24 protein-coding genes are annotated in these 25,800 nt (G+C 56.9%); 15 read left to right on the forward strand and 9 right to left on the reverse strand.

The window, feature by feature from the left end:
• The first annotated feature begins 220 nt into the window (after positions 1-220).
• Entirely contained in the window at positions 221-694 is a 474-nt protein-coding gene (locus IEX74_RS20340) for a hypothetical protein (protein ID WP_188815878.1), read from the forward strand.
• A gap of 7 nt (positions 695-701) precedes the next feature.
• Here the strand turns inward: IEX74_RS20340 and IEX74_RS20345 are convergent, their stop codons facing one another.
• Positions 702-2,243 carry a glycosyltransferase family 39 protein gene (locus IEX74_RS20345; RefSeq protein WP_188815879.1) on the reverse strand — a complete coding sequence of 514 codons (1,542 nt, stop codon included), beginning with the start codon at positions 2,241-2,243 and terminating at the stop codon, positions 702-704.
• 41 nt (positions 2,244-2,284) lie between these two features.
• Complete coding sequence (locus tag IEX74_RS20350; RefSeq protein WP_188815880.1) at positions 2,285-2,530, reverse strand: hypothetical protein; 246 nt, start codon at positions 2,528-2,530, stop codon at positions 2,285-2,287.
• Positions 2,531-2,710: 180 nt separating this feature from the next.
• Between IEX74_RS20350 and IEX74_RS20355 the strand changes: the two genes are divergently transcribed.
• Positions 2,711-4,057, forward strand: a complete 1,347-nt coding sequence (locus IEX74_RS20355) for a YfcC family protein (protein ID WP_229755394.1) — start codon at positions 2,711-2,713, stop codon at positions 4,055-4,057.
• Positions 4,058-4,105: 48 nt separating this feature from the next.
• Here the strand turns inward: IEX74_RS20355 and IEX74_RS20360 are convergent, their stop codons facing one another.
• The gene (locus tag IEX74_RS20360) at positions 4,106-4,507 is read right to left on the reverse strand and encodes a DUF6960 family protein (protein WP_188815881.1); all 402 of its coding nucleotides are present in this window, start codon (positions 4,505-4,507) and stop codon (positions 4,106-4,108) included.
• Positions 4,508-4,934: 427 nt separating this feature from the next.
• Between IEX74_RS20360 and IEX74_RS20365 the strand changes: the two genes are divergently transcribed.
• Both IEX74_RS20365 and IEX74_RS20370 read left to right on the forward strand, forming a co-directional pair.
• On the forward strand, positions 4,935-5,627 hold the full coding sequence (locus IEX74_RS20365) for a DUF421 domain-containing protein (RefSeq protein ID WP_188815882.1): 693 nt from the start codon (positions 4,935-4,937) through the stop codon (positions 5,625-5,627).
• Between the two features lie 58 nt (positions 5,628-5,685).
• Positions 5,686-6,390: a DUF421 domain-containing protein gene (locus IEX74_RS20370; protein WP_188815883.1), complete on the forward strand. Its 705-nt coding sequence runs from the start codon at positions 5,686-5,688 to the stop codon at positions 6,388-6,390.
• 62 nt (positions 6,391-6,452) lie between these two features.
• Here the strand turns inward: IEX74_RS20370 and IEX74_RS20375 are convergent, their stop codons facing one another.
• Positions 6,453-7,127, reverse strand: coding sequence for a hypothetical protein (locus IEX74_RS20375; RefSeq protein WP_188815884.1), 675 nt, complete (start codon positions 7,125-7,127; stop codon positions 6,453-6,455).
• A gap of 185 nt (positions 7,128-7,312) precedes the next feature.
• On the opposite strand from IEX74_RS20375, the gene IEX74_RS20380 reads away from it, so the two are divergent.
• From IEX74_RS20380 to trpS, 8 genes are all read left to right on the forward strand, one after another.
• A complete protein-coding gene (locus IEX74_RS20380; RefSeq protein WP_229755395.1) occupies positions 7,313-9,163 on the forward strand; it encodes an alpha-amylase family glycosyl hydrolase in 1,851 nt (616 codons plus the stop codon).
• A 352-nt stretch (positions 9,164-9,515) separates the two neighbouring features.
• Entirely contained in the window at positions 9,516-11,354 is a 1,839-nt protein-coding gene (locus tag IEX74_RS20385; RefSeq protein WP_188815885.1) for a glycosyltransferase, read from the forward strand.
• A gap of 207 nt (positions 11,355-11,561) precedes the next feature.
• The gene (locus IEX74_RS20390) at positions 11,562-12,386 is read left to right on the forward strand and encodes a DUF4198 domain-containing protein (RefSeq protein ID WP_262892049.1); all 825 of its coding nucleotides are present in this window, start codon (positions 11,562-11,564) and stop codon (positions 12,384-12,386) included.
• A 100-nt stretch (positions 12,387-12,486) separates the two neighbouring features.
• On the forward strand, positions 12,487-12,861 hold the full coding sequence (locus IEX74_RS20395) for an STAS domain-containing protein (RefSeq protein WP_086593833.1): 375 nt from the start codon (positions 12,487-12,489) through the stop codon (positions 12,859-12,861).
• A 226-nt stretch (positions 12,862-13,087) separates the two neighbouring features.
• Positions 13,088-14,011, forward strand: coding sequence for a ribonuclease Z (locus IEX74_RS20400; RefSeq protein ID WP_188815887.1), 924 nt, complete (start codon positions 13,088-13,090; stop codon positions 14,009-14,011).
• Between the two features lie 112 nt (positions 14,012-14,123).
• Complete coding sequence (locus tag IEX74_RS20405; protein WP_188815888.1) at positions 14,124-14,870, forward strand: queuosine precursor transporter; 747 nt, start codon at positions 14,124-14,126, stop codon at positions 14,868-14,870.
• A gap of 24 nt (positions 14,871-14,894) precedes the next feature.
• A complete protein-coding gene (locus tag IEX74_RS20410) occupies positions 14,895-15,554 on the forward strand; it encodes a hypothetical protein (RefSeq protein ID WP_188815889.1) in 660 nt (219 codons plus the stop codon).
• Between the two features lie 9 nt (positions 15,555-15,563).
• Entirely contained in the window at positions 15,564-16,541 is a 978-nt protein-coding gene (gene trpS, locus IEX74_RS20415) for a tryptophan--tRNA ligase (protein WP_188815890.1), read from the forward strand.
• A 226-nt stretch (positions 16,542-16,767) separates the two neighbouring features.
• Here the strand turns inward: trpS and IEX74_RS20420 are convergent, their stop codons facing one another.
• On the reverse strand, positions 16,768-17,595 hold the full coding sequence (locus IEX74_RS20420) for a hypothetical protein (protein ID WP_229755396.1): 828 nt from the start codon (positions 17,593-17,595) through the stop codon (positions 16,768-16,770).
• A 268-nt stretch (positions 17,596-17,863) separates the two neighbouring features.
• On the opposite strand from IEX74_RS20420, the gene IEX74_RS20425 reads away from it, so the two are divergent.
• The 3 genes from IEX74_RS20425 (at position 17,864) to IEX74_RS20435 (ending at position 21,512) form a co-directional block, all read left to right on the forward strand.
• The gene (locus IEX74_RS20425) at positions 17,864-18,904 is read left to right on the forward strand and encodes a Gfo/Idh/MocA family oxidoreductase (RefSeq protein WP_188815891.1); all 1,041 of its coding nucleotides are present in this window, start codon (positions 17,864-17,866) and stop codon (positions 18,902-18,904) included.
• A gap of 328 nt (positions 18,905-19,232) precedes the next feature.
• Entirely contained in the window at positions 19,233-20,768 is a 1,536-nt protein-coding gene (locus tag IEX74_RS20430) for a DEAD/DEAH box helicase (protein ID WP_188815920.1), read from the forward strand.
• Between the two features lie 147 nt (positions 20,769-20,915).
• A complete protein-coding gene (locus tag IEX74_RS20435; protein ID WP_188815892.1) occupies positions 20,916-21,512 on the forward strand; it encodes a Uma2 family endonuclease in 597 nt (198 codons plus the stop codon).
• 7 nt (positions 21,513-21,519) lie between these two features.
• Here the strand turns inward: IEX74_RS20435 and IEX74_RS20440 are convergent, their stop codons facing one another.
• From IEX74_RS20440 to argS, 4 genes are all read right to left on the reverse strand, one after another.
• Complete coding sequence (locus IEX74_RS20440; RefSeq protein ID WP_188815893.1) at positions 21,520-22,443, reverse strand: 1,4-dihydroxy-2-naphthoate polyprenyltransferase; 924 nt, start codon at positions 22,441-22,443, stop codon at positions 21,520-21,522.
• Between the two features lie 170 nt (positions 22,444-22,613).
• On the reverse strand, positions 22,614-23,201 hold the full coding sequence (locus IEX74_RS20445) for a glutathione peroxidase (protein WP_188815894.1): 588 nt from the start codon (positions 23,199-23,201) through the stop codon (positions 22,614-22,616).
• A 100-nt stretch (positions 23,202-23,301) separates the two neighbouring features.
• Positions 23,302-23,883, reverse strand: coding sequence for an LOG family protein (locus tag IEX74_RS20450; RefSeq protein ID WP_188815895.1), 582 nt, complete (start codon positions 23,881-23,883; stop codon positions 23,302-23,304).
• 106 nt (positions 23,884-23,989) lie between these two features.
• Positions 23,990-25,780 (reverse strand): arginine--tRNA ligase, encoded by a 1,791-nt coding sequence (argS, locus tag IEX74_RS20455; RefSeq protein ID WP_188815896.1) that lies wholly within the window; start codon positions 25,778-25,780, stop codon positions 23,990-23,992.
• Positions 25,781-25,800 lie beyond the last annotated feature (20 nt).

The raw sequence follows: 25,800 nt of genomic DNA on the forward strand, positions 1-25,800 counted from the left end.
ACAAACTTCTAAAGCAATTATAAAATATTATGTAAAAAGTTTTATTTTAGCCAGCTCAGTTCGCGCTCCACCCCTCCCCCTCATGAGTATTCACGGCAGCAATTCCTCGCATCAGCGTCCAGCATCCGCCTCGGCTACGCCGTGTCACGCATGTAGTATTACTGACCCATCATGGCGGAGTGCATCGGAGAATTATGCGTCTGCTTACCCGGCCCGGCTTATGCCAACGGGTAAGATGGACGCCACAGAGTACGGGCCCGCCGAACAGATAGCCGAGGATACTACTCTCTTGCACTTAAAGCAGCTTTTTACAGCCTTGCTGCATCCAAGTCGGATTCCGGTACGCTACCATGCGGGCTTGTTGCTGTCGGCTGTTATGGCGCTCAATCTATTGATCTTCAACGGCCTCAGCACCAAAGAAGATCTGGCTTATCTAACTCAGCCCCGCACCGGCGACCTATACCAGGTCCGGACCCAGGAAGGCAATTACTCGCTACTGAAAGTAGTTGCGGCAGCAGGCAACAGCGTGCAGCTGCAAGCCAATGCCTACCAAACGCCAAGCAGCCTGGAAGTAGCGAACCTGAACAAGCCCGAAAACTACGGCCGCGAAGCCTTCGACCTTACCCGATACGATTTGCAGATTATGATGCAGAAAGAACAAATCGTGGATGTAGAACGTCCTGAAAGCGAGTAACCTAGGTTTACTTCTCCTTCACCCACACCGCCAGCGCTTCGCGGTATTCCCGCTGCGCCAGCTCCAGGATGGCCGCGTCGGGGTCGGTGCCGAGCAGGATGGTCGTGCCTTTTTCGCGGGCATACGGGTTCGTGATTTCGCCCACTTGCCGCAGCTCTCGGAAATGCGGCACCAGCGCGGCAGGGTGTCCTTCCCCGATCAGGAGCAAGTGCCGATACGGCTGCGCCGGTTGGGGTGGAAACCAGAATAAATAGCTCCCATTGAAGCTATTAGCCAGCGGCATATCGCGGTGGCGGTTGTAGTAGTTGATGGCGCTGGCCTGCCCGTAGTTGTCGCACTTGATAAGCGTAAAAGCCCGCGTCGAGTCGGGCAGCGCCTGATAGGCCTGGTAGGTTTTGTCGGCCAGCTCCTGCCAGCCGATCATATCGGCGTAGTCCTGCGGCAAGGCGTGAATCTTGCCGTCTTCCCAGCGCGTGATACCTAGGTTCTGGTACCTGGCGCTGATAGCCTGCATGTAAGCGGGCGGATACAGCGTGAAGATGAACGGCACCACCGGCAGGATAATCAGCACGGGAAGGAGCACCAGCGCGGGCCGCACCAGCGCGCCGTAGCGGAAGCCTTGCAGCAGCTGCTCCCACCACACGGCCCCAAACGCAAACAGCACCGGATAATACCCCAGGCTATAGTAGCTTTTGCCGTGCAACATGGTCAGAATCAGCAAACCAACCACGTACACCAGACCTAGGCTCCGATACATCCGCAACGGCCCGTACGCGAACAACGCCAGCAGGCCCGGCACCCACACCCACACGGCCGGAAAGCACATCAGCAGCTGCTCCTTCCAGAAACCGGCCACCGACACGTTGACGAGCTGCGTATCGTGCAGCTCGCTCATGTGGTGCAGAAACGGCACGCCGTGGGCAAGCTGCCACCACAAGCTAGGCGAGAACAGCACCAGCGTGAGGGCGGCAGCCAGCCAGAAGTGCTTGCTGGCCAATACGCGGCGCTGCGGCGTGAGCACCAATGCTACCAGCAGCGCCGCGATGAAGAAGAATGTGGTGTACTTGTTGAGCAAGCTCAAACCTAGGCCTAACCCAATGTAGTACAGATACCTGGGTTTTGCTTCCTGCATGTAGCTGAGCAGCCAGTAGCAGCACAGCGTGAAGCCAAAAACCTCAAACGAGTTGGGCTGAAACAGAAAATTAAGCCGCGCATACCCCGATACGCAGTAGCACACGCACGCCAGCACCACCGCAAACCAGCCGCCACCTAGCTTCTGCGCGATTCGCCCGACGAGATAAACCGTGAGGGCACCCCACAGAAACGGCCAGAACTTCACCCAGAAATAGTCGCCGCCCAGCGCCTGCGTCACCCAGGCCTGCGCGGCAATCAGGGGCGGCACTTCCAAGTAGCCCCAGGCCAAGTGCCGGCCTTCATCGAGGTAGAGGTATTCGTCGCGGTGCAGCTCGTAGGCGCGGCTCGCCAGCACGAAGCCGGAAATGAACTTGAGGACAGCAAATAGCAGCGGCAGCAGGCGAGACGGTTTCATGCCGTCAAGATAGAGCAGTTTCACCTCACCCTAGGTTCCGCCTACAACTCCTCTGGCAGTCGGATTTTCTCCAGATAGGCCGTGAGCCCGGCTGGGTGCTGAAAGAGATGGATAAACAGGATGCGCTCCTCGTCGCAGAGCCGCCATTCTTCGGCGTAGAAGTCGCCGAGGGCGTAGAGGCGCAGGCGGCAGCTGTCCTCGGCGCGCTCAGCCAGAAAATGGCCGCGCTGGCTGAGAAGCCGGGCCTGCTGGCCCATCGGGAGCTGTTTGAAATCGACGAGGTTCATGTACGCAGCAAAACCCAAAGATAAGGCACCTAGGTTCCGAAGCGGCACGACTTCGTGCCGCTCACAAAGCGTTTTGCGTGTAGCGCGAGCTTTGTAGTCTGCGCACGTAGTGGCGCAAGCGCGGACTACAAAGTCCGCGCTACTACGCGCTTTGCGGCGGTTTCCGCTACTTTCGCCACTATGAAAACCATGCGCTTCCCTCACCCGCTCGTGCTGCTTGTCGGGTTTATCCTGTTGGCAACGCTGCTGAGCTACGTGCTGCCCGCCGGAGAGTTTGCTCGCCACCTCGATGCCCTCACCAAGCGCGAAGTGGTGGTGCCCGGCTCCTACCAGCGGGTGCCGGCGGCGCCGGTGAGTGCGTTGCAGGCGCTGGTCGCCATTCCGCAGGGCATGGCCGGCGCGGCCGATGTTATTTTCTTCGTATTTCTGACGGGTGGCGCTTTCACCGTGGTCGACCAAACCGGCGCGCTACGGCGCGGTGTCGATTGGCTGGTGGCGCGTTTTCGGGGCCGCGAGGCCTTCGTAATTCCTCTTATTTCCCTGCTTTTCGCCACGATGGGCGCGCTGGAAAACATGCAGGAAGAAATCATCCCGCTGGTGCCGGTGCTGCTGGTGCTGATGCGGCGGCTGGGTTATCCGGCCCTCACGGCGGCGGCCGTAAGCCTGGGTGCCGCAGCCGTGGGCGCCGCTTTCAGCCCGATCAATCCGTTTCAGGTGGGTATTGCGCAGAAGCTAGCCCAGCTGCCGCTGCTCTCCGGCAGCGGGTTTCGGTTGGTGGTGCTGGGGCTGGCGTTGCTGATCTGGATTGGCGGCACCATGCGCTTTGCCAGCCGCTACCGGGTAGCGCCCGCCGACGCGGAAGCAGCAGACGAAACCCCAACGAGCGTCGGCCGGCACGGCTTGGTGCTGCTGCTGCTGCTGGCTACGTTCGGCGGGTTCACGTTTGGCGTGCTGAAGCTGGGATGGGCCTTCGAGCAGATGGGCGCCTTGTTTTTCGTATTCGGCGTAGCGGCCGGGCTGCTAGGCGGCCTAGGTCTGAACGGCACGGCCGAGGCATTCATCGCCGGCTTCCGCGACCTGGCTTTTTCGGCGCTGCTGATTGGCTTTGCCCGCGCCATTTTCATTGTGCTGGAGCAGGGCCAGATCGTGGATACCATTGTGAACGGGCTTTCGGCGCCGCTAGCCGGACTGCCGGTGGCGCTGTCGGCGCTCGGCATGATGGGCTTGCACACGGCCTTGCACTTGCCCGTGCCCAGCGTGAGCGGCCAGGCGGTGCTCACCATGCCCATCCTTACGCCCCTCTCCGACCTCATTGGTTTGCCCCGCCAGGTCATGGTGCTCGCCTACCAATACGGCGCTGGCCTGTGCGAGCTGATTACGCCCACCAATGGCGCCCTCATGGCCATCGTGGCGGCCTGCGGGGTGCGCTTTGATGCGTGGTGGAAGTTCGTGCTGCCGCTCTACCTAGGTCTGCTGGCCCTCGGCGCAGTAGCGGTCATCGTGGGCATCATGCTTCACCTAGGGTGAGTTTGTTGAATGACTGAGTGACTCAGTGCGAAGCCACTCAGTCACTCGCTACGCGAAGCGTAGCTCGTCGGCTTCGAACACGCGCTTCACTTTGCGCTTCTTCTCGACGAGCTGGAACCTGGCTTTGTCGGCGCCTTCATCCCAGAACACGTCCGAAATCAGGCCGTGGTGGGCGGGGCAGCCGGGCTCGGGACTAACTTCCTGCACCACATCGCCGAAGCTGAAAGGCGGCTTTTTGTGCAGCTCAGTGAACAGCTCCGGGCTGACTTTAAACTGCTGCTCATCGTAGCGGAGCAGAATCCAATCGTCGGTTTCGTCAATTTTTTCGAAGACTTTGCCCAGCGGTTCCAGCCACTCGAAGGAGCGGCGGTTGGCGGGGTGAATGTAGCGGAGGCCGTATTCCGGCGTCCAGGGGTAAAGGCCGTAGCGAACAGGTTTAGGTCGGGGCACGGGAAACAATCAGGTGAAAAGACAAAGTAACGCACTCGGCGGCAGAAGCGCTCAAGGTGTACTCGGGCACTTTAGTCCTGCTCTTTTCAAACAAAAAAGCAACCCAGGATAGTGCCCCCACAACTGCGAATCGCTGTTTCTACGGATAGAAATTTCCGTTTTTATCGCGCTTACCGTTGGTGCAGTTTAGCCGTTCAATACCCTGAGTGCAGGGGCCGACGCCACGGTTGGTTCCTGAAGAAGCAAGCGCTTCTTCCTTACAGAATGCCCTTGGGCAAGCACCTAGCTATCAGTTTGCTGCATGGCTAGGTGTATTCCAAGCCGCTCCAAAAAATCACAATTTTTCATGGTCAGTTTTCGGCAAGCCCGCGTACACGGAGCTGCGGGCTTGCTATGGCGGCACTCCTGACAAACTCCCAAACTCAAGATGAAGAAGGAAGACATCCACCTGGAAGACTGGAAGCGAATTATTATGGGCAGTGCGCCCGGCGAGTTCATGCTCGAAATTGCCATCCGGACGCTCATTATCTACCTCATTCTGCTGATTGTGATGCGCCTGCTGGGCAAGCGCATGGGGGCCCAGCTCACGATTACGGAAATGGCCGTGATGCTGACCCTAGGTGCCATCGTGGCGGTGCCGATGCAGGTACCGGAGCGCGGCCTGCTGCCGGCCGTGGTGCTGCTGCTCACGGTGCTGGCCCTGCAACGGGGCGTCAACTGGCTGGCCCTGAAAAACCGCAGGTCGGAAGTGGTGCTGCAAGGCGATGTGAGCCTGCTGGTGAAAGACGGCGTGTTGCAAAACCACGAAATGAAGAAGACCGGCCTTTCGCACGAGCAGGTGTTTGCGCGGCTCCGCTCCAACAATATCCAGCACCTAGGTTCCCTGAAGCGGGTTTACTTAGAAGCGGGTGGCTTTTTCAGCATCTACAAGTTTCCGAAAGCCCGCCCCGGCCTGAGCGTGCTGCCGCTCAAGGATAAAAAGCTGCACGATGCCGAGCACCGCGCCGATGGTCTGAGCGCTTGCCTGAACTGCGCCACCGTGCTCAAGCTGCCTACCCCCGATGCTAGCTGCCCCAACTGCGGCCATAAAGAATGGTCCTACGCCGTGCAGGAGGACTAGCCGCTAAGGTTAGCCTTGTTTCAAAAAACCTTCATAGTCAACAGATAACACCATCAGCATGAAGCCTGAAGAGATTCACTTAACCGATTATATGCGCATCATTCTGGGGCAGGTGCCCTGGAGTTTTCTGATAGAGGTGATCATCCGCGCTACTTTTCTGTACGGGCTCATCATTTTTTCCATGCGCCTGATGGGTAAGCGCATGTCGGCCGGGCTCAGCCGCAACGAGCTAGCTACTATTTCCTCCATTGCGGCCGCTATCGGTGTACCGATTCAGGCGCCCGACCGCGGCTTGTTGCCCGCCGTAATTATTGCCGCCGTGATTGTCATTGTGCAGCGCATCGTGTTTCGCATCTCCTACGCCGACAAGAAGTTTGAGAAAGCCTCGCAGGGCGACATCGGCATCATGGTGGAAGATGGCTGCCTGCGCTACGAGGACATGTCGCTTTCGGTGCTGCCGAAGGAGCGCATCTTCTCCGAGCTGCGCAACAGAGGCTACGACAACCTAGGGGAGATCAAGCGGATGTACATGGAAGCCAGCGGCGCGTTCACGATTCTGAAACAAGAGCCGCCTCAGCCCGGCCTCACGCTGCTGCCGGAGTGGGACAAAGAATTTCGAGACGACCAAAAGAAAGTGCCGGGCCTTTTTGCCTGCGAGCAATGCGGCAACGTGAGCAAGCAACCGAAACGGCCGTGCCCCCGCTGCGGCTGCGATGAGTGGTGCGACGCGGTTATTTCCAGCGAAGAAGTAGTGGCGGCATAACCTAGGTCCGTAGCGCGAACCGAAGGAAGGCGTCAGCCAAGCCTGAGCTTCGCGCTACGGACCTAGGCCTCAGCGGGCAAAGCCGCTGCGCGCGTCAGCAGCTGGTCGCGGTGAGTGGCGCCGTTGTGCAAATCAGCAAAGGAAAGCTGCCGTGTTTGCCCGTCCGTTAAGTGGATGATGACAGCGGCGTTGTCGGCTGGTTCGATGCGAGCTACCTCGTGCCAACGATAGGCAAAGGGCTTTCCAAGCAAGGTAAGCCGGCCGCTAAATCCCTCTTCGTGCAGGTGCAGGTAGCGCCGGTCCAGTATGCGCGCAATGCCGAACGCCATCAGGATGTACCAGACTGCCAGCACCCAATACAGCCACGGCAGCAGGTGAAAACGGTGCACACCGGAAACTGCTTCGGCTTCGTGGTGGCGGTGCCAGATGTGGTAGCCTTCCAGCGCCAGAATGCCCGCCGCGGCTATTTCCAGCCACGCGACCCGTTCGTGGTGCAGGGGCCCATGACCTAGGTGGCGCAGTTCGCGCACCATCAGCACCAGGTAAGCCGCCCCGATGGCAAACTCAAGCCACACCAGCGCCGATAGTGACTCAGAACTCGTGAAAGCGCCCAGCGCACTCACCAGCAAAACGGCTGCTGGGGCTAAGTGCGACAAAGCCTTGCCCCGCGTGCGCTGGGTGTGGCGGCGATGATACAGTGTAATAGGCTCAGTGCCAGCAGAAGCAGCGGTTTTCATAGTAGGAAGCACGGCATTTTTTGCCAGCCAGACAAGCACGGGCGAATACTTCTCCAAGGGACCTAGGTTAGCCTGTTTTTTCGGCCGCCACAAGCTCGTCGGTAGCTAACGAAAACCTAAACCGTACTAATTCAGTTAGGGAAACTACGCTGTCGAGTTTGCAGCTGTTTTTAGTTTCCTACTACATGCCACCCGCTTCCACTCACCTAGCCTCCACCTCTACTTCTTCCGTCTCTTCCGAAGCGCAGCCGCAAGCCGGCATGGGCGCTATTCCGCACGAAAAAGGCACCACTTTCCGCGTCTGGGCACCCCACGCCGACGCCGTGGCCGTTGTAGGTCCCTTCAACGACTGGAACCCTAAATTTCACCCCCTAACCCACGAAGCCGACGGTTACTGGGCCGCCGATTTTCCGGATTTGCCGGTGGGCACCGAGTACAAATTCTGGCTGCGCAACGGCAAGAACGAACTCACCCGCAACGACCCCTACGCCCGCGAAGTGACCCACTCGGCCGGCAGCTCCATCGTGCCCGATATCAGCTTCGATTGGGAAGACGACCACTTCGAGATGCCGGCCTGGAACACGCTCGTCATTTATGAGCTGCACGTCGGCACCTTCAACCGCCACTCGCCCGACGAGCCCGGCACGTTTTACGATGTGATTGAGAAGCTGCCGTACCTGCAAGGGCTAGGTATCAATGCTGTCGAGATTATGCCCGCCACGGAATTTCCCGGCAGCCTTTCCTGGGGCTACAATCCGGCGCATCCGTTCGCTATCGAAACGGCGTATGGCGGGCCGCAAGCTTTCAAAGAGCTGGTGAAGCAGGCGCACCGCTATGGCATTGCCGTGATTCTGGACGTGGTGTACAACCACTTCGGCCCCGGCGACCTGGACCTTTGGCAGTTCGATGGCTGGGCCGAAAACGACGGCGGCGGCATCTACTTTTACAACGACTGGCGGGCCGAAACGCCCTGGGGCCACAACCGCCCCGACTACGGCAACCCCGCCGTGCGCAATTACATTCGCGACAATGCCCTGATGTGGCTCGAAGATTACCACGTTGATGGGCTGCGCTGCGACTCCATCTCGCACATCCGCAACGTGAACGGCAGCAACGACCCCACCGCCGACCTGCCCGAAGGCTGGAGTCTGATGAAATGGGTGAACGAGGAAATTCAGGCCCGCACCCCTTGGAAAATCACCATTGCCGAAGATTTGCAAGGCAACGAATATATCACCCGCCCCACCGATCAGGACGGTGAAGGATTTGCTACCCAGTGGGATGCGGCGTTTGTGAACATCATCCGCGAAGCGCTGGTGACGCCCAGCGACACCGACCGCTCGATGGCCGCTGTGGCCAACATCATCGGCACAACGTACAACGGCGATGCTTTCCAGCGCGTGATCTACACCGAGTCGCACGACGAGGTGGCCAACGGCAAGTCTCGGGTGCCGGAGGAAATTATGCCCGGCGCCGCCGCCAGCTGGTACCCCAAAAAACGCGCGACCCTAGGTGCCGCCATCGTCTTCACCGCGCCTGGCATTCCGATGATCTTCCAGGGCCAGCCAACCCTGGCCGACGGCTACTTCTCCGACGATCAGCCGCTGGACTGGTCGCGCCACGAGCAAATGGCCGGCCTCGTGCAGCTCTACCGCGACCTGATTCGGCTGCGGCGCAATGCGGATGGCCATACCCGCGGCCTCACGGGTCAGCACACGGAAGTTTTCCACGTCAACGACGAAGACAAAATCCTAGCTTTTGCGCGCTGGGCTGATGAAGCCGGCGGTCCCAACGACACGACTATCATCCTGGCCAACTTCGCCGACCAAACCCGCGAAGCCTACACCATCGGCCTGCCCGCGCCCGGCCGCTGGACGGTGCGCTTCAACAGCGACTGGCAAGGCTACGACCACGAGTTCGGCAACTTCGAAAGCTTCGGCACCGACGCCGAGGAAGGCGAATACGACGGCAAGCCCTGGCACGGCACCTTCGGCCTGGCGCCCTATTCTGTACTGATTATTTCGCAGGAGGCGTAAACTTAGGTTTCGCAACAAACGGCCTCGCTGCTGTCCTCACCCGGATAGCGCCGAGGCCGTTTTCTTTTGCCGGAAAGCAGGCGGCACCTAGTCGGGCACCTAGGGCATCGGACCGGCAGGCGGCCATTTTCGCAGCTTTTTCGGCGTGAATAGTTTAGCCCGAACGAACAACTTTTCCGTAGGCGCTTAAGATTGCTGGTGCTTGGGTATCAGGGTATAGCTGCTTATGCCTTGCCGCAAACGGTTGCACCGGGCCCACACGCCAGCTAGTCTATGTGAAAGAATTCCGTAAAACCTCTTACGTTGCTAACCCAACGGTCTAGTTGGCTCCTCTCCTACCATACCCTCTCGTATGCAACCACCTGCCTCTGCCCCCGAAATTGTTGCCCCCGACGCGCTGCTTGTGGAAGTAGCCTGGGAAGTTTGTAATCAGGTCGGCGGTATCTACACCGTCATTCGCTCCAAAGTACCTGCTACCGTGCAGGGGTGGGATGAGCGCTACTGCTTGCTAGGCCCCTACTTTTCGCAGCAAGCTCAGGGCGAATTCGAAGCCTTCGACGACTACCAGCTGCAAACGCTCACCGACCCCTTCGCCAATGCCGTGCGGCAGATGCGGCAGATGGGCTACGACGTGTGCATCGGCACTTGGCTGATTACGGGGCGGCCGCGCGTGGTGCTCATCAACCCCTTCCAGGCGTACGGGCAGCTAGGTCAGATCAAAACCGAACTCTGGCTGCGGCACGGCATCCCGACCCCCGACAACGACGATCTGCTGCACCAGGTCGAAGCCTTCGGGCACCTGGTCAAGATATTCATGAAGGTCCTGACCGACGAGGTGGTGCCGCCGCAGCGCGTCATTGCGCACTTCCATGAGTGGATGACGGGCGTCGCCATTCCGGACATGCGCCGCGAGCAGATTCCGGCCCACATCGTTTTCACGACTCACGCCACCTTGCTAGGTCGCTACCTGGCCATGAACGACCCCAATTTCTACGACCACCTCATGCAGGTCGATTGGGCCGCGGAGGCCGTGCATTTCAACATCGAAACAGCCGTGCGCATCGAGCGGGCCGCTGCGCACGGCTCGCATGTGTTCACCACGGTGAGCGAGCTGACGGTGCGTGAGTGCATTTACCTGCTCGACCGGATCCCGGATTGTGTGCTGCCGAACGGCCTAAACATCGAGCGGTTTGTGGCCCTGCACGAATTTCAGATTCTGCACAAGCAGTACAAGGACAAGATCCACGAGTTTGTGATGGCGCACTTCTTTCAGAGCTATTCCTTTGATCTGGACAAGACCATCTACATGTTCACGTCGGGGCGCTACGAGTACCACAACAAGGGCTTCGACCTGACCTTGGAGGCGCTGGCCCGCCTGAACTACCGCTTGCAGCAAAGTGGTCTGGAAGGCCAAGTGGTGATGTTCTTCATCACGAAGCGGCCTTACACCAGCATCAACCCATTGGTGTTGCAGAGTCGTGCCATCCTCGACGAAGTACACGACACTTGCAACGCCATTCAGAAGCAGGTGGGCGAGCGGCTAATGTACGCCGCCGCCTCCAGCACCGACCACCGCCTGCCCGACCTCGACAGCATGGTGGACGACTACTGGAAGCTGCGCTACCGCCGCCTGCTCCAAACCTGGAAAACCTCGCAACTGCCGTCCGTCATCACCCACAACCTGATCGACGATCAGAAGGACGACATTCTAAACTTCCTGCGTCGTGCCAACATGATAAACCATGAGCACGACCGGGTCAAGATTGTGTATCACCCTGATTTTGTGTCGCCTACCTCGCCGCTGTTTGGCATGGAGTACGGGCAGTTTGTGCGGGGCTGCCACCTAGGTATCTTCCCGAGCTACTACGAGCCCTGGGGCTACACCCCACTGGAGTGCGTGGCCCGCGGCGTGCCGGCTATCACCTCCGACCTCTCCGGCTTCGGCGACTACGTGGTGCAGCACGTCACCGACCACGAAGACAAAGGCATTTACGTGGTGCAGCGCCAGGAGAAAACCTTCGATGAAGCGGCCGAAGAGCTGACCAACATGCTCTGGAACTTTGTGCTGCTCAGCCGCCGCGAACGTATTGCCCAGCGCAACCGCGTGGAAAGCTCCTCCGAGCTGTACGACTGGAAAAACTTGCGCCAGTACTACGACCGCGCTTATGAGCTAGCTCTGGAGCGAAGCTAAACTGTCATTCCGAGCAGCGCGAGGAATCTGAGTCGAGACCTAGGTTAATCAACTTAGATTCCTCACGCTACTCGGAATGACAAAACGGCGCCTGATTTAGCAGCTTTGGGGGCGCGTGACAACTACTAATTTTCACTGCGCGAAATACGGATTCTTTCTCCCGTCTAGCTTCATCTTTTCTTAATACTACTTTCCCAAGTTTACAGCGTGAGCGTCCGTCTAAAGCTCTCTTTGCTCCTGTTGGTTTGCGGCATCACCGCGGCGGGCGCAAGCGAGTTCTGGCTGGCACCACGCTTTTTTTTGACCCTTGGCGAACAGATTCAAGTGCCCATTCTGGTAGGCAATAATTTCACTGGTGAGCGGTGGCGTGGCAAAAACAACCGCCTCACCCGCTTCATGCAGTACATGCCCACCGACTCCCTGGACCTACTGCCCACCACAACCCGGCGCGACACCGGCCTAGCTTCTGTGGCCTTTCGGCAGCCCGGTACGCACCTGCTGGCCCTGGCTACCAACAACGCCCTTCTCACGCTACCCCCCGATTCGTTCAATCTTTACCTAAAAGCACAAGACCTAGGTAATATCCTGTTAATCAGAAAAGAGCGAAACGAGCTTGATAAGCCAGTCCGCGAGGCATACCGCCGCTGCGCCAAGACGCTGGTGCAGGTCGGGGCCTCCACCGGGCTAGGTCAGGCGTTCAATCACGTAGCGGGCTTGCCGCTGGAGCTGGTGCCCGAGCAGAATCCGTACACGCTTCCTCTTGGTGCTTCTCTGACGCTGCGCGTGCTGGCCGAAGGGAGGCCGGTGCCGGGGGCGCTGGTGCAGGTCTGGCACCAGGATGTGAAAAAAAATGTAGAAATAATTAGATTGCATACCAACCAAAATGGTCGTGTGCTGTTTCGATTGTCCACGCCCGGCACTTACCTAGTTAGTACCATGCGAATGACTGCATCCGCCGACCGGCAAACGGCTGACTGGCAAAGCACATGGTCGTCACTTACTTTTGGTTTTGCCAGTCGTGTTCCGCGCTGAACCTAGGTCTTGCCCCCGGCCTGGGTCGTCGGCAGCCCTCTGCACCCGATTACTTTTTTTGTTACCTTCGCAACTCTCTTAACCACCGAATTTCGCCGGCATGAAGTACTCGATTGATAAAAAGGACACTTACACCATCATCACGATTGATGAGAAGAAGCTCGACACCACTGTTGCGCCTGATCTGAAATCGGAGTTTGTGAAGTTGAACGCCGAAGGAATCAATAATCTGATCCTGGACCTGGCTAACGTTAAGTACACGGATTCTTCGGGCCTTAGCTCCATTCTCATCGCCAACCGTTTGTGCAATTCAACGGGTGGCCTGCTGGTACTCACCGGCCTCCAAGACCACGTGATGAAGCTCATCACCATATCTAAGCTCGAATCGGTACTGCACATCCTGCCTACGGTAGAAGAAGGCATCGACCGCATTTTCCTGCACGCCATCGAGCGTGACCTCACGAGCAAGGAATAAGGTTTTAAGAGCTGTTAGCTGTTGACTGTTCGTTGTTAGCTTCCTGGCTGGCAACCCACGGTCAGCAGCTTTTTTGTGTCGGATAGTTAAATGGCTGATTGTTGATTACTATATGGTTGATTAAAAATTCAACCTTCAACCATATAGTAATTAACAATCAGCCATTTAACCATTCTCCTGTTTAGCCGTTCAACAGTCAGCCATTTAACCCTTTACTTATTTACTCTTGGAGTTCGAGCTGAAAATTCTGGGTAGCGCCTCGGCTACGCCTTATCTGAACCGCCACCACACGGCGCAGATACTCACCGTCGACAATCAGGCGTACCTGATTGATTGCGGCGAGGGCACTCAGAACCGGCTGATGGAGCACAAATTTCGTCCACAGCGCATCGGCTCCATCTTCATTTCGCACCTACACGGCGACCATTTTTTTGGCTTGTTTGGGCTGCTTTCGACCATGCACCTGCACGGCCGTACCGAGCCGCTCCGGCTCTTCGGGCCAGCCGGCCTCGATGAGGTGCTAACTACGCAATTTCGCGTCTCAAACACCCAGCTCACCTTTAACCTGGAGTTTACGGCCGTTGATACCACGGCTTTCGCGCAGGTGTACGAAGACCGCCACCTGACGGTGCATACGCTGCCCATGCGGCACCGCATTGCCTGCTGCGGCTACTTGTTCAGGGAGAAGCCCAAGCGCCGCCACCTCGATAAAACCAAACTACCCGCAGGCCTAACGCCAGCGCAGCTAACCGCCCTCACCCACGGCGAAGATGTGCGCGATGCAGACGGTAATATCTTGGTGCACAACGCCGACGTGACCACCGCACCCAATCATTCGCGCAGTTACGCGTATTGCGCCGATACGCTGTACACCGAAAGCAATGCCGAGCTGGTGAAGGACGTGGACCTGCTCTACCACGAGGCGACCTTCCTCGACGATATGCGCGAGCGGGCCGCCACCACGCACCACTCCACTGCCCGGCAAGCAGCCCTCTTTGCGCGCCGCGCCAACGCGCACCGCCTCCTGATTGGCCATTTTTCCTCGCGCTACCGCGACTTAGAACCGCTGCTACGCGAAGCGCAAGCCGTATTTGATTGGGTGGAGCTAGCTACTGAAGGCAAAACGGTAAGTTTGCCGGAGCAACTGTAGGGACGCGCCACGGCGCGTTCTCGTCTGCATCAACTGTGCAACCATAAGCAGGGATTCCGGTTCAACACCTACTGTTCAACGATTGAACGCGCCATGGTGCGTTCCTACTGATTTGAAAACCTTCGCCCACAAAAAACAGCAGCTCTACCTCGTGCTCAGCGGGATTTTCCTGGTGAATGCGCTGCTCGCGGAAATCATTGGTGTTAAGATTTTTTCTGTCACGGCGCTGCTAGGTTTGCCCGGCGACCTCACGGCGGGCGTCATCATCTGGCCGGTCGTGTTCGTCACCACCGACATCATCAACGAGTACTTTGGCCGGGCCGGAGTGCTGCGCGTGAGCTACCTCACGGTCGGGCTTATTCTGTATGCCTTCCTCGTTATTCTGGCCACTACCAAGCTGCCTCCTGCCGCCTTCTGGCTCGAGGTGAATAAGACCGATCCGCAGGGCCGACCCTTCAACATTGAGTTTGCTTACCAGAGCATCTTTCGCCAAGGCCTAGGTATCATCGTAGGTTCGATAACGGCTTTCATCATCGGGCAGGTGCTGGATGCCTCAGTGTTTCAGGGGCTTCGCCGCGCTACGGGCGGACGCTACATCTGGCTGCGCGCCACGGGCTCCACGCTCATTTCGCAGCTCGTGGATAGCTTTGTGGTGCTGTTTGTGGCCTTCTACGTATTCGGCAATTGGCCGCTGGCGCAGGTAATCAGCGTAGCTACTTTCAACTACTGGTATAAATTTGCCGCTGCTATTCTGCTAACGCCGGTGCTATACCTAGCCCACGCCATCATCGACCGGTACCTAGGCAAGGATGATACGCTGGAATTGCAGCAGGAAGCGGCAAAGGATTTGAGTGTGTAAATAAATACACATTTATTAATCTCTATGCGCAAGTTTTTCCTTTCCAGCTTGGTTGTATTATTGCCCCAGCTCACCCAGGCTCAAATTATTCTTGACTCTTTTAAACCCGGCTATTATCAATTGAGTGATAACCGCCTCTCAGTCTACAAAGGTAAATTAAAGGTCCGCTTAGATGAGCTCATTACCAAAGATGAGCAAGGCAACGTGAAGCGTTTCAAACCGGAAGAGGTCTACTACGTCAAAACGGCAAGTAGTAAACGTTATATGCCAGCTAGTGGCTTCCCTCTACCGGCTACTACCCTCTTCCAAGGCGATAAAACTGCTAAACCCACTCTAGTCGAACTATTAGATAGTGGTCAGGTGAAGCTCATGCGCTATGCAACTATTGTTGCAGGCGCACCTATGATGAACGCAGGAGGAGGAATGTCTTACAGTGGTTCATCGACAAAGGCGGTGTATTTGCTACAGAGAGCCGACGAGTCAGAACCAGTTTCACTACCTTCAGCCGGTATAAGTGGCAATGGTCAGAAATTTCTTGATGCCTTAATGCCTTATGTAAAATCAAGACCTGACTTAACTTTGCTGCTAATCAAAAAGCGTGTTTCTGTTAAGCACTTGGCTGACTTTATTCACGCGCTTAACACTGGTCAGCCCTTTGCACCGACAACTGCGTCCAATTTCTAGTCTTTCATAATGTCCCGCATTCTCACCGGCATCCAGAGCACCGGCCGCCCGCACCTAGGTAACTTGTTAGGCGCCATTCTGCCCGCCATCGAACTGTCGAAAAGCAGCACCAATGAGTCGCTGCTGTTTATTGCTGATCTGCACTCGCTCACTCAAATTCGTGATGCCGAGACATTGCGCCAGAACACCTACGCAGTAGCCGCCTCGTGGCTAGCCTGCGGCTTCGACACAGAGAAGAACATGTTCTACCGGCAATCAGACGTGCCGCAGGTGACGGAGTTGACGTGGTATTTGAGCTGCTTCACGCCGTATCCGATGCTAGCTAATGCGCACTCCTTCAAGGATAAGAGCGACCGGCTATCCGACGTAAATGCGGGCCTCTTCACTTATCCGGTGCTCATGGCCGCCGACATTCTGCTCTACGATGCAGAGATAGTGCCTGTGGGCAAAGACCAGATTCAGCACCTGGAAATTGCCCGCGACATTGCTTCTGCCTTCAACAACCGCTACGGCGAAACCTTCGTGCTGCCCCAGGCCCGCGTGGATGCCGAGCTGATGACCATTCCGGGCCTCGATGGGCAGAAGATGAGCAAAAGCTACGGCAACATCATCGACATCTTCGCTGATGAGAAGACCCTGCTCAAAACCATCCGCAGCATTGTGTCGGACAGCACACCCCTGGAGGACCCGAAAGACCCCGACAACGACACGACCTTCAAGCTGTACTCGCTGCTGGCTACTCCGGCGCAGACGGAGGAAATGCGCCAGCGCTACCTGGCCGGCGGCTACGGCTACGGCCACGCCAAGAAGGAGCTGTACGACGTGATTATGAACCGTTTCGCCACCGAGCGTGAGCAGTTCAACTTCTACATGAAGCATCCGGCCGAAATCGACGCTCGCCTAGCCGAAGGCGCCCGCAAAGCACAAGCGTATGGCTCAACCATAATCAACAAAGTGCGCGAGAAGGTCGGATACTTGCCACGGTAAGTCTGAACCACGGATTCGGTCGGATCTTTCGGATTACACCGATTTTGTGGACGATTGATAACCTAGGTCCTGTTCAGCAGAAAAGCCTTTCCAGCAGTGGAAAGGCTTTTCTGTTTTAAGCTCTAACTAGGATTATACAGGAGCCGAAGAAAATTGTCTACAAAATCCGTGTAATCCGACTAATCCGTTGAATCCGTGGTTCAGACAAGCCGACCGAATCTATGATTCAAGCCTGGTCGCGGGCGAAGCTGAAGCCGACCTTCTTAGGATGGCAAACCTGCTGATTCTCTAACTTTTGCTTTAGGGTAATCTTCTCAAGATCTTCTATAGGTTGCGCCAGCAAGTCGTTGTTGACGGCGGCAATCATCGCGCTTTCTACCAACAGGCGCATTGTCTCTGCCGTGACTAGGTCTGTGGCGATGTCTTGCGCAGGTAGCTCAAGTTGCTGTACCCCATCTAGGTAATAATGATTTTCGATGTCGACCAGCAGCAATCCGACTAAGTAGCCTTGGTCGTCCAAGCGCTGGTACTTGATGCTGTCGGCCATGAAGTTATAGACCATTATATGGCCGAAAAAACGGCGTCGAAAATCGGCCTTCACGTAATCCGACGACATGGGCCCATAGTCATTGGGTAAGGTGACGATGTTGGAGTGCAGCACGAACATGAGCAGATCGCCGTAAAACTTGATATGAAACTCCATCTCATTCACCGGCCGGTACTCAATTATTACGCTTGGGTCAACAGGACCTAGCTCCCGGCTTAGCTCCGCCACCAACGTCTGCGTAACCTGCCGTAGCAAGGCAAAAGCCGCCTGCACGTTGCGATAAACAACTTGTTTGGCCGTCGCTTTTTGCGTCAAGCCTTTCAGTATCTTATCGAAGCGGTCTTCGGGTTTTGAAACAGCTGAGCTAGAAGATGACAAGGGCACTTCAGGGCTAGCTTCGGCGGGCACATTGGCGGCAGGCGCAGCAGACGGAATGAGCAAAGAGGCAGCGTCAGGCGTGCTGGGTATCAACGCAGCAGGCGACACTTTGGGAGGCGTTTTATCCATATGACGATGGAGCAAGTGGCCGCGCCAAGCCAGAGCGACCAGGTGAGCAAATCAGATTGATTACCAATCAGCAGAAACTATCCTTACGGAACGCGGAGAAGTAGGTGTTGCGCCCGGTGCCTTTTGCGCTTCTATCCTAACCCGTAACCAAGCCAGGTCAGACGCCCACTTAACCCAACGAAAAGCCATGGACTTGCAAAAGCAAAGCAACTTTAAGATAAGTTAGCGCGCATACCGATTATTCGCCGGACGGCGCATTTCTTTGACTATGACAAACGCAATCAAAACCGGCCTGCTCGCCTACGGAATGTCGGGCAAAGTATTTCACGCGCCTTTTGTGGCTACTCACCCCGGCTTCGACTTTCGGGCCGTGGTGGAGCGCCACCACAAACAAGCCGCGCAGGATTACCCCGGCGTCATCAGCTACGACAGCGTGGAGGCCCTGCTCGCCGATCCTGAAATTGAGCTGGTCATCGTGAACACGCCCAGCAACACCCACTTTGAGCTGACCCAGCAAGTGTTGCAAGCGGGCAAGCACGTGTTGGTGGAAAAGCCCATGACGGCATCGTTAGCCGAAGCCCAAACGCTGTTCGACCTAGGTCGGCATATGGGCAAGCAGGTGTTTGTGTACCAGAACCGCCGCTGGGACAGTGACTTCCAGGCCGTGCAGCAAGTCATCAACAGCGGGCAGCTCGGGCAGCTCATCGAAGTTCACTTCCGCTACGACCGCTACAAGACGGCGCTCAACCCCAAGCCCTTCAAGGAAACGCCCGTGCCCGCCAGCGGCATCGTGTACGATCTAGGTCCGCACCTGCTGGATCAGGTAATCAGCTTGTTTGGCAAGCCGCTGCGTAGCCACAAAACCACCGGCCGCTACCGCACCAACACCAAAGTAGACGACTACTTCACGATTCACTTACAGTACCCAAATGAACTAAACGTCTTCGTTACCAGCGGCTTACTGGTGGCTAATCCGCTGCCGGCATTCGTGCTGCACGGCACCACGGGCAGCTTCCAGAAGGGCCGCGTTGATGTGCAGGAGCCCCAGCTTCAGCAAGCCATGTCGCCCACGGCTGCCGAATACGGCTTGGAAGCGCCCGGCAGCGAGGGCGTGCTGACCGTGGTGGGCGCCGAAGACGAGAAAACGACCACGAAAGTACCTTCACTGAAGGGCGACTATACGCATCTGTTTGAGGCTGTGTACCAAACGTTGCGCAACGACGTTCCTTACCCGATTCAGGAAGAGCACATTCTATGGCAAATCGCGCTTCTTGAACAAAACGCAGGCGATTGGGCGTTCTTAGGGTAAGAGCTAGATTCGCTTTCCGGTAGATTGCTGTAGGAACGCGCCACGGCGCGTTCGGCGTTGAACAATTTGGTGGAGCATAATCTAGCCTCTACGCGGCGCGGGCACCGAACGCGCCGTGGCGCGCTCCTACAGCCCGATAGCCTGCCAACAGCCTAGCTTATCGGCAACTCAGCCGTACCGTCTGAAAATACTTACCTTTACTACATTACCATTACGCGGTTTGCTGACCGGAAACGCAGGGTCAGCCATTTATTCACTAGTAATTCGCTGAACTTTGACGTTTCACGACTTTAACCTCCACGACGACCTGCTGGCCGGCGTGGACGCCATGAACTACCTACAGGCCACGCCCATTCAGGAGCAGGCCATTCCCAAAATCATCGAGGGTAAAGACCTGATTGCCTGTGCCCAAACCGGCACCGGCAAAACGGCGGCGTACCTCATTCCGCTGCTTGATAAAATCTCGCACGGCAAGCATGAGCACACCAGTACGCTGATTCTGGTGCCCACGCGCGAGCTGGCTACCCAGATCGACGAGCAGGTAACCGGCTTCGGCTACTTCGTGGAAGCCAGCAGCATTGCCATCTACGGTGGCGGTAAAAGCGAAGGCTGGGAGCAGCAGAAGCGCGCCCTTACCGGCGGCGCCGACATCATCATCGCCACACCCGGTCGCCTCATTGCGCACATGCAGATGGGCTACGTCAACTTCGACAAGCTCAACTACTTGGTGCTGGATGAAGCCGACAAGATGATGGACATGGGCTTCTCGGATGACATTCTGAGCATCGTGCGCCACTTGCCGAAAGAGCGCCAGACGCTGCTGTTTTCGGCGACCATGCCCAACAAGATCAAGGAGTTTTCGAAGCAGCTGCTGAACCAGCCGGAGGAGATTCGTCTGGCGGTATCGAAGCCGGCAGAAGGCATCAACCAGCAGTTCTACATGGCGTTCGACCGCCAGAAGATCTACTTGCTGGAGCACCTGCTCAAAAGCCAGAACGTGCAGAGCATGGTGCTGTTTACCTCGCAAAAAGCGGCCGTCGGCGGTATTGTGCGGGCCATTAACAAGCTAGGTTATGTGGCCCAGGGCATCTCCTCCGACCGCACGCAGGAAGAGCGGGAGAAGATCATGCGGGAGTTCAAAAACAAGCAATTCCCGATTCTGGTCGCTACCGACGTGCTGAGCCGCGGCATTGATATCGACTCGCTGAGCCACGTGGTGAACTACGATATTCCCCGCGCCGCCGAGGACTACGTGCACCGCATTGGCCGCACGGCCCGCGCCGCGACTACCGGCACGGCCATCACCTTCATCAGCGACCAGGACCAGGACCGCGTGGTGAAGATCGAGAAGCTGATTGAGCGCGAGATTGAAAAGATCAACATCACCGAAGAGCTAGGCCTAGGTCCGGCACCCGAGTTTGACCCGAAGCGCTTCAGCGGCTTGCGTGGCAAAATCGGCGGCCGCGACGGACGCAGCGGCAGCTCCGACCGCAGTGGTCGTCCGCCCCGCCGCGAAGGTGACAAGCCCCGCGGTGAAGGAAGCGGTGAGCGTCGCCGGGAGGGTGGTCGTGGACCGCGTCGCGAAGAACGTCCGGCAGTTGCGGCTGCACCTGAAAATGGTACAGCCACCACCGAAGCAGGCGCCGCTCCGGTGGCGCAGGAGCCGCGTGCTCCTCGCCCACCGCGCGCACCACGCCCGGAAGGCGAAGCTACTCGTGAGCCCCGCGCCGAAGGAGACGAACAAAAGGAAGGCCAGCGCCGGCGCAAGCGCGGCGGCCGCAATCGGGGTGGCCGCGGACCTAGGGTCGAAGGCGGCGCTGCCGATGCGGTGAGTGCTGCACCAGCCGCACCAAGCGCTGAGTAACGATTCGAATCATGAAAAAGCCCCTGTTATGAGAGTAGCAGGGGCTTTTTATATGCTTCTTCATGCATTCTTGTGTGCTAGGTCTGCTGCAAACAATCTGTTACGACTTCTTCCCGTATCTTTCCTTACCTACTATTTCGCTGTTGTATGCCGCCCATTACGCACATCTCCCAACTCGACCTGAATAAGCGCTATACATACGCCGACTACCTGACGTGGCAATTGGATGAATGGGTTGAACTCATAAGAGGCAGAGTACACCGAATGAGCCCGGCCCCCAAGCGGGTTCATCAGGACATTACGCGTAACCTAGAGTTTTCCATTATGCAATTTCTGCGTGGGAAAACCTGCAAAATGTATCACGCGCCCTTCGACGTGCGGCTCAGCAAGAGCACTCCGAATGGTGATGCGACTACTGAAACGGTTGTGCAACCAGATATTTGCGTTATCTGTGACCCGGCTAAGCTAGATGAGAAAGGTTGCCTGGGAGCCCCAGATTGGATTATTGAAATCATTTCTCCCGGCACTGCCAGTCACGATACGAAGGCCAAATTTGACCTCTACGAGGAAAACAAGGTGCAGGAATACTGGATTGTATTTCCGGGTGAAAAGAGCATCGCTACCTACATGCTGGAGGAAGGCCGCTATCAGCAACATGGCGAGTTCTATATGCCCGGCCTTATTCCGGTGCACACGCTACCGGGCTTCCATGTGCCTTGGGAAGAAGTATTTGAAGGCGTCTAATTTCTTGTTACACCACCTGCCCCACCCCGAACAGCACCGTAAATACCAGCGTCGTCAGCGCCATTTGCTTCAATAGCGGATCAAGCTGCATCGACTCCTGGCGTTGCCATACCTGCAAACCATTGCGCAGCAGCAGCGGCGCGGAGAGCACAAACAGCCATTGCCACGGCGAATGATAGGTAAGCGCCACGTATACCACGGCGCAACCGAAACCTAGCATCAGCAGCAGCCAGTGGTAGCGCCGAGCGCGGGCCGGACCTAGCCGCACCGGAATCGTGATTTTGCCGGCTAGCTCATCGGAGCGGATGTCGCGGATGTTGTTGACGTTCAGCACGGCAGTAGCAAAGCAACCGAGCGCGGCGGCGGGCAGCAATACAGCTAGGGGTAGTTCGCGGGTTTGCAGAAAATAGGTGCCGCACACGCCCACCATCCCGAAGAAGATAAACACCGACACATCGCCGAGGCCCGCGTAGCCGTAGGGTTTGGAACCTGCCGTGTAGTTTATCGCCGCCCAAATGGCCGACAGACCTAGTACGAAGAAAGCGCCAAAAACCCAGGCGCCGGCCGTACCTAGGGCCACCCAAAGCAGCGCCAAGCCAGCTACTAAAGCTAGGAAGCCAAAAACACCCATCCCGCGCTTCATCTGGGCGGGCGTGATGGCGCCGCTCTGCACAGCGCGCTGCGGACCTTCGCGGTGTACACTGTCGGCGCCGTTTTGGGAGTCGCCGTAGTCGTTGGCGAGGTTACTCAGGATTTGCAGCAGTATGGTCGTCAGGACGGCGAGACCTAGCACCAAGCCGTTGAAGCGACCAGCAGCAGCGGCCAGAAAGCCACCGGTGAAGATGCTGGCCAGCGCCAAGGGCAATGTGCGCGGCCGAAAAGCGGAGATCCAAGCCTTTACCGGGCTCGGAGCGGGAGTTATCGTAGACATAAGAGAAAAGGCATAACAGAAATACAGCCCCAAAAAAGAACGTCATGCTGACGCAGGAAGCATCTCGCGTGCAATAGTAACTCCAATTGTTAGGGTTTACCATTGCATGCGAGATGCTTCCTGCGTCAGCATGACGTTCTGACTAAAAACGGACCTGCGAAAACCTAGGTTTACTTCGTGATGGCCGCCACCAGCTCGTCGCTCAGCGGCTTCACTTTCGAAGGATAGAATGCTACAACGTGGCCTTTCTCATCCACGAGATACTTGCAGAAATTCCAGGTGGGCGCATCGGCTACGGCGCCATTTTTCTGCTTGTCGGCCAAGAACTTGTACAGCGGATCGGCATCGTCGCCCTTCACGGCAACCGTGCTGAACAGCGGGAACGTCACGCCATAGTTCTTCTCGCAGAAAGCAGCTACTTCCGTGTTGGAAGCTAGCTCCTGGTTGAAGCTATTGGACGGAAAACCGAGCACCGTCACCTTGTCGCCGTACTTCTTAGACAGTTCCTCCAGTTCCTTATACTGCGGCGTGAAACCGCACTTGGAGGCCGTGTTCACGATCAGCAGTTTCTTGCCTTTGTACTTGCTCAGCTTCACGTCTTTGCCGTCGATGGTTTTCACGGTGAAGTCGTACACGGTGCCGGTGGCGGCACGGGGCGCAGTTTCGGTGGTAGCCATAGTAGGTTGCGTTACGAACGTACTGGAAGAGAGGCTGATGGCACCTAGAGTGCCTAGCATAAACAGGAAAGAGGCTTTCATATGGAGGGGGTTTTGTACCGGGCTAACCGCAACCCGTAGCCGAATGTTTTCGACACCGGAAGGTACGATTTCTCAGCTTAAACTGGTTTGCGTTATCGGCTTACGTAGTGGGTGGTGACAGCCATTTTTCGACGGCTATCGGACGGTAAGCCAGCATTTTGTCGAGGATGCCGTTGGGCATTTCATCTTCCAGCAGTTGGGTGCGGTTCTCCCGGCGCAGCAAGCCTTCCTGCTGCATGGTATCCAGGGCCGCGAGCAAGTGGTTGTAGTAGCCATTCACGTTGAGCACCGCCACTGGCTTTGGATGTAAGCCGAGTTGGCCCCAAGTCAGCACCTCAAACAGCTCTTCCAAGGTGCCGTAGCCGCCAGGCATCGCCACGAAGCCTTCAGCCAAGTCAGCCATCATCAGCTTGCGCTCGTGCATGGATTTGACGACGTGCAGTTCCGTCAGGCCTAGGTGCGCCAGCTCTTTATTGGCCAGGAAATCAGGAATAACGCCAATGGCCTTACCGCCGTGGCGCAGTACGCCGTCGGCAACGGCGCCCATCAGGCCCACGCGGCCACCACCAAATACGAGCGTCATGCCGCGCTCGGCTAGGGCTTGGCCCATAGCTTCTGCCTGCTGACGATAGATATCGTTGTTGCCTACGCTGGCACCACAATACACTGCTACACTTTTCATTCGGTGCTTTTATTCTATTGCTCTAAGCATCTTAAAATCACTTGTCATCCTGAGCTTACATTCCGCTTAATGCACAGAATGCAAGCTCAGGATGGCAGACGGGTTTTTACATCCGCTCGGGTACGTCGATACCTAGCAGCAGCATGGATGCTTTGATAAAGCGGCCAGTTTGAGCCGACAGCGCCACACGGAAGCTGCGTTTTGCTTCGTCGGGATCTTGCAACACAGGCACTTCGTTCCAGAAGCGATTGTAGGTTTTCGCCAGATCATAAGCGTACTGCGCAATAAGGGCAGGCGAATATGCCTTGGCAGCCTCACTTACAGCATCCGGGTATCTAGCTACCAATTGAATGAGTTCACGCTCTACTTCGTGCAGCACTCCAACTTGCTCCGGTATGTTCTCGCCAACATTCATTGTAGCCGCTTTTTGCCGCAATGAACTAATCCGAGCGTGCGAGTACTGGATAAATGGCCCCGTATCTCCTTCTAGTTTTACCGATTCTTCTGGGTTGAAGAGCATGCGCTTCTTGGGGTCAACCTTCAGCAAGTAATACTTTAATGCACCCATACCCAGCATATGGAAGAGGCGGTTTTTCTCAGCTTCAGTCATGCCTTCAAGCCGGCCTTTTTGCAAGGTCACCTCTTTTGCGGCTTCGGTCACTTCCTGCACCAGTTCATCGGCATCAACTACGGTGCCTTCGCGGCTTTTCATTTTGCCCGAGGGCAGATCGACCATGCCGTAGCTGAGGTGATAGATGGCGTCGGCGTAGGGCTTACCTAGCTTTTTAAGCACTGCCTTCAGCACCTGCATGTGGTAGTTCTGCTCGTCGGCAATGACGTAGACGGACAGGTCGTAGCCGAAATCCTGATACTTCAGCTCGGCCGTACCTAGGTCTTGCGTTATGTACACGCTTGTGCCGTCGGCGCGGAGCAACAGCTTCTCGTCGAGGCCTTCTTCCTTCAGATCAACCCACACCGAACCATCGTCTTTGCGGAAGAACACGCCTTTTTGCAGGCCCTCTTCCACCCGTTCCTTGCCCAGCAGGTAGGTTTCCGATTCGTAGTACATCTTGTCGAAATCGACGCCAATGGTGGCGTAGGTTTCGTCGAAGCCTTCGTACACCCAGCCGTTCATTTGGCGCCAGAGGCTTACCACTTCCTCGTCGCCGGCCTCCCAGGCGCGTAGCATGTCTTGGGCTTCCAACATCATGGGTGCCTGGCGTTTGGCTATATCAGAAGCTACGCCTTCGGCTTCGAGCTGGCGCACCTGCTCGCGGTAGTGCTTCTCAAACAACACGTAGTATTTGCCGATGAGGTGGTCGCCCTTAATACCGGCTTCCTGCGGCGTCTCACCTTGCCCGTATTGCTGGTACGCCAGCATCGACTTACAGATATGGATGCCGCGGTCATTCACCAAGTTCGCCTTCGTGACGGTAGCGCCCGTTGCCTTCAAAATCTCGGCCACCGAGTAGCCCAGGAAGTTGTTGCGCAAGTGACCTAGGTGCAGCGGCTTATTGGTGTTGGGCGAAGAATACTCAACCACTACTTGCTGCGGGCCGCCGGTGGGCACGGGCGCGTTGTCGGGGCGCTGACTGAGTTCGGTGAAGAGGCGCACCCACTCGCTATCGGCAATTTCCAGGTTCAGGAAGCCTTTCACCACGTTGAAGCCGCTTACGCGCGCTTCGTTGGCCGTTAGCCATTCGCCCAGCGCCTGCCCGATCTGCTCCGGGCCTTTGCCTAGCGCTTTGGTCAGCGGGAACGTAACAAGGGTGAAAGAGCCCGCGAAATCTTTGCGGGTGGGCTGCAAGGTGAGCTGTTCGGCCGGCACCTGGGCGCTGAATACTTGCTGGATAGCCGCGCTGAGCGCCGCTTTGATGCTATTTTCGAGTTGTTGCACAGAAAAGAGGCTAGGATAAT

It is taken from the genome of Hymenobacter cavernae, from assembly GCF_014641455.1.
In the GTDB taxonomy this organism is placed as follows: Bacteria; Bacteroidota; Bacteroidia; order Cytophagales; family Hymenobacteraceae; genus Hymenobacter; species Hymenobacter cavernae.

What these genes read in the sequence shown, in the direction of transcription:
- IEX74_RS20370 (WP_188815883.1), top strand. Translation starts at nt 5,686, where the DNA reads ATGAAGCCTGAAGAGATTCACTTAACCGATTATATGCGCATCATTCTG.
- IEX74_RS20435 (WP_188815892.1), top strand. Translation starts at nt 20,916, where the DNA reads ATGCCGCCCATTACGCACATCTCCCAACTCGACCTGAATAAGCGCTAT.
- IEX74_RS20350 (WP_188815880.1), bottom strand. Translation starts at nt 2,530, where the DNA reads ATGAACCTCGTCGATTTCAAACAGCTCCCGATGGGCCAGCAGGCCCGG.
- IEX74_RS20345 (WP_188815879.1), bottom strand. Translation starts at nt 2,243, where the DNA reads ATGAAACCGTCTCGCCTGCTGCCGCTGCTATTTGCTGTCCTCAAGTTC.
- IEX74_RS20365 (WP_188815882.1), top strand. Translation starts at nt 4,935, where the DNA reads ATGAAGAAGGAAGACATCCACCTGGAAGACTGGAAGCGAATTATTATG.
- IEX74_RS20440 (WP_188815893.1), bottom strand. Translation starts at nt 22,443, where the DNA reads ATGTCTACGATAACTCCCGCTCCGAGCCCGGTAAAGGCTTGGATCTCC.
- IEX74_RS20430 (WP_188815920.1), top strand. Translation starts at nt 19,233, where the DNA reads ATGAACTACCTACAGGCCACGCCCATTCAGGAGCAGGCCATTCCCAAA.
- trpS (WP_188815890.1), top strand. Translation starts at nt 15,564, where the DNA reads ATGTCCCGCATTCTCACCGGCATCCAGAGCACCGGCCGCCCGCACCTA.
- IEX74_RS20355 (WP_229755394.1), top strand. Translation starts at nt 2,711, where the DNA reads ATGAAAACCATGCGCTTCCCTCACCCGCTCGTGCTGCTTGTCGGGTTT.
- IEX74_RS20410 (WP_188815889.1), top strand. Translation starts at nt 14,895, where the DNA reads ATGCGCAAGTTTTTCCTTTCCAGCTTGGTTGTATTATTGCCCCAGCTC.
- IEX74_RS20425 (WP_188815891.1), top strand. Translation starts at nt 17,864, where the DNA reads ATGACAAACGCAATCAAAACCGGCCTGCTCGCCTACGGAATGTCGGGC.
- IEX74_RS20450 (WP_188815895.1), bottom strand. Translation starts at nt 23,883, where the DNA reads ATGAAAAGTGTAGCAGTGTATTGTGGTGCCAGCGTAGGCAACAACGAT.
- IEX74_RS20340 (WP_188815878.1), top strand. Translation starts at nt 221, where the DNA reads ATGCCAACGGGTAAGATGGACGCCACAGAGTACGGGCCCGCCGAACAG.
- IEX74_RS20380 (WP_229755395.1), top strand. Translation starts at nt 7,313, where the DNA reads ATGCCACCCGCTTCCACTCACCTAGCCTCCACCTCTACTTCTTCCGTC.
- IEX74_RS20445 (WP_188815894.1), bottom strand. Translation starts at nt 23,201, where the DNA reads ATGAAAGCCTCTTTCCTGTTTATGCTAGGCACTCTAGGTGCCATCAGC.
- IEX74_RS20395 (WP_086593833.1), top strand. Translation starts at nt 12,487, where the DNA reads ATGAAGTACTCGATTGATAAAAAGGACACTTACACCATCATCACGATT.
- IEX74_RS20420 (WP_229755396.1), bottom strand. Translation starts at nt 17,595, where the DNA reads ATGGATAAAACGCCTCCCAAAGTGTCGCCTGCTGCGTTGATACCCAGC.
- IEX74_RS20385 (WP_188815885.1), top strand. Translation starts at nt 9,516, where the DNA reads ATGCAACCACCTGCCTCTGCCCCCGAAATTGTTGCCCCCGACGCGCTG.
- IEX74_RS20375 (WP_188815884.1), bottom strand. Translation starts at nt 7,127, where the DNA reads ATGAAAACCGCTGCTTCTGCTGGCACTGAGCCTATTACACTGTATCAT.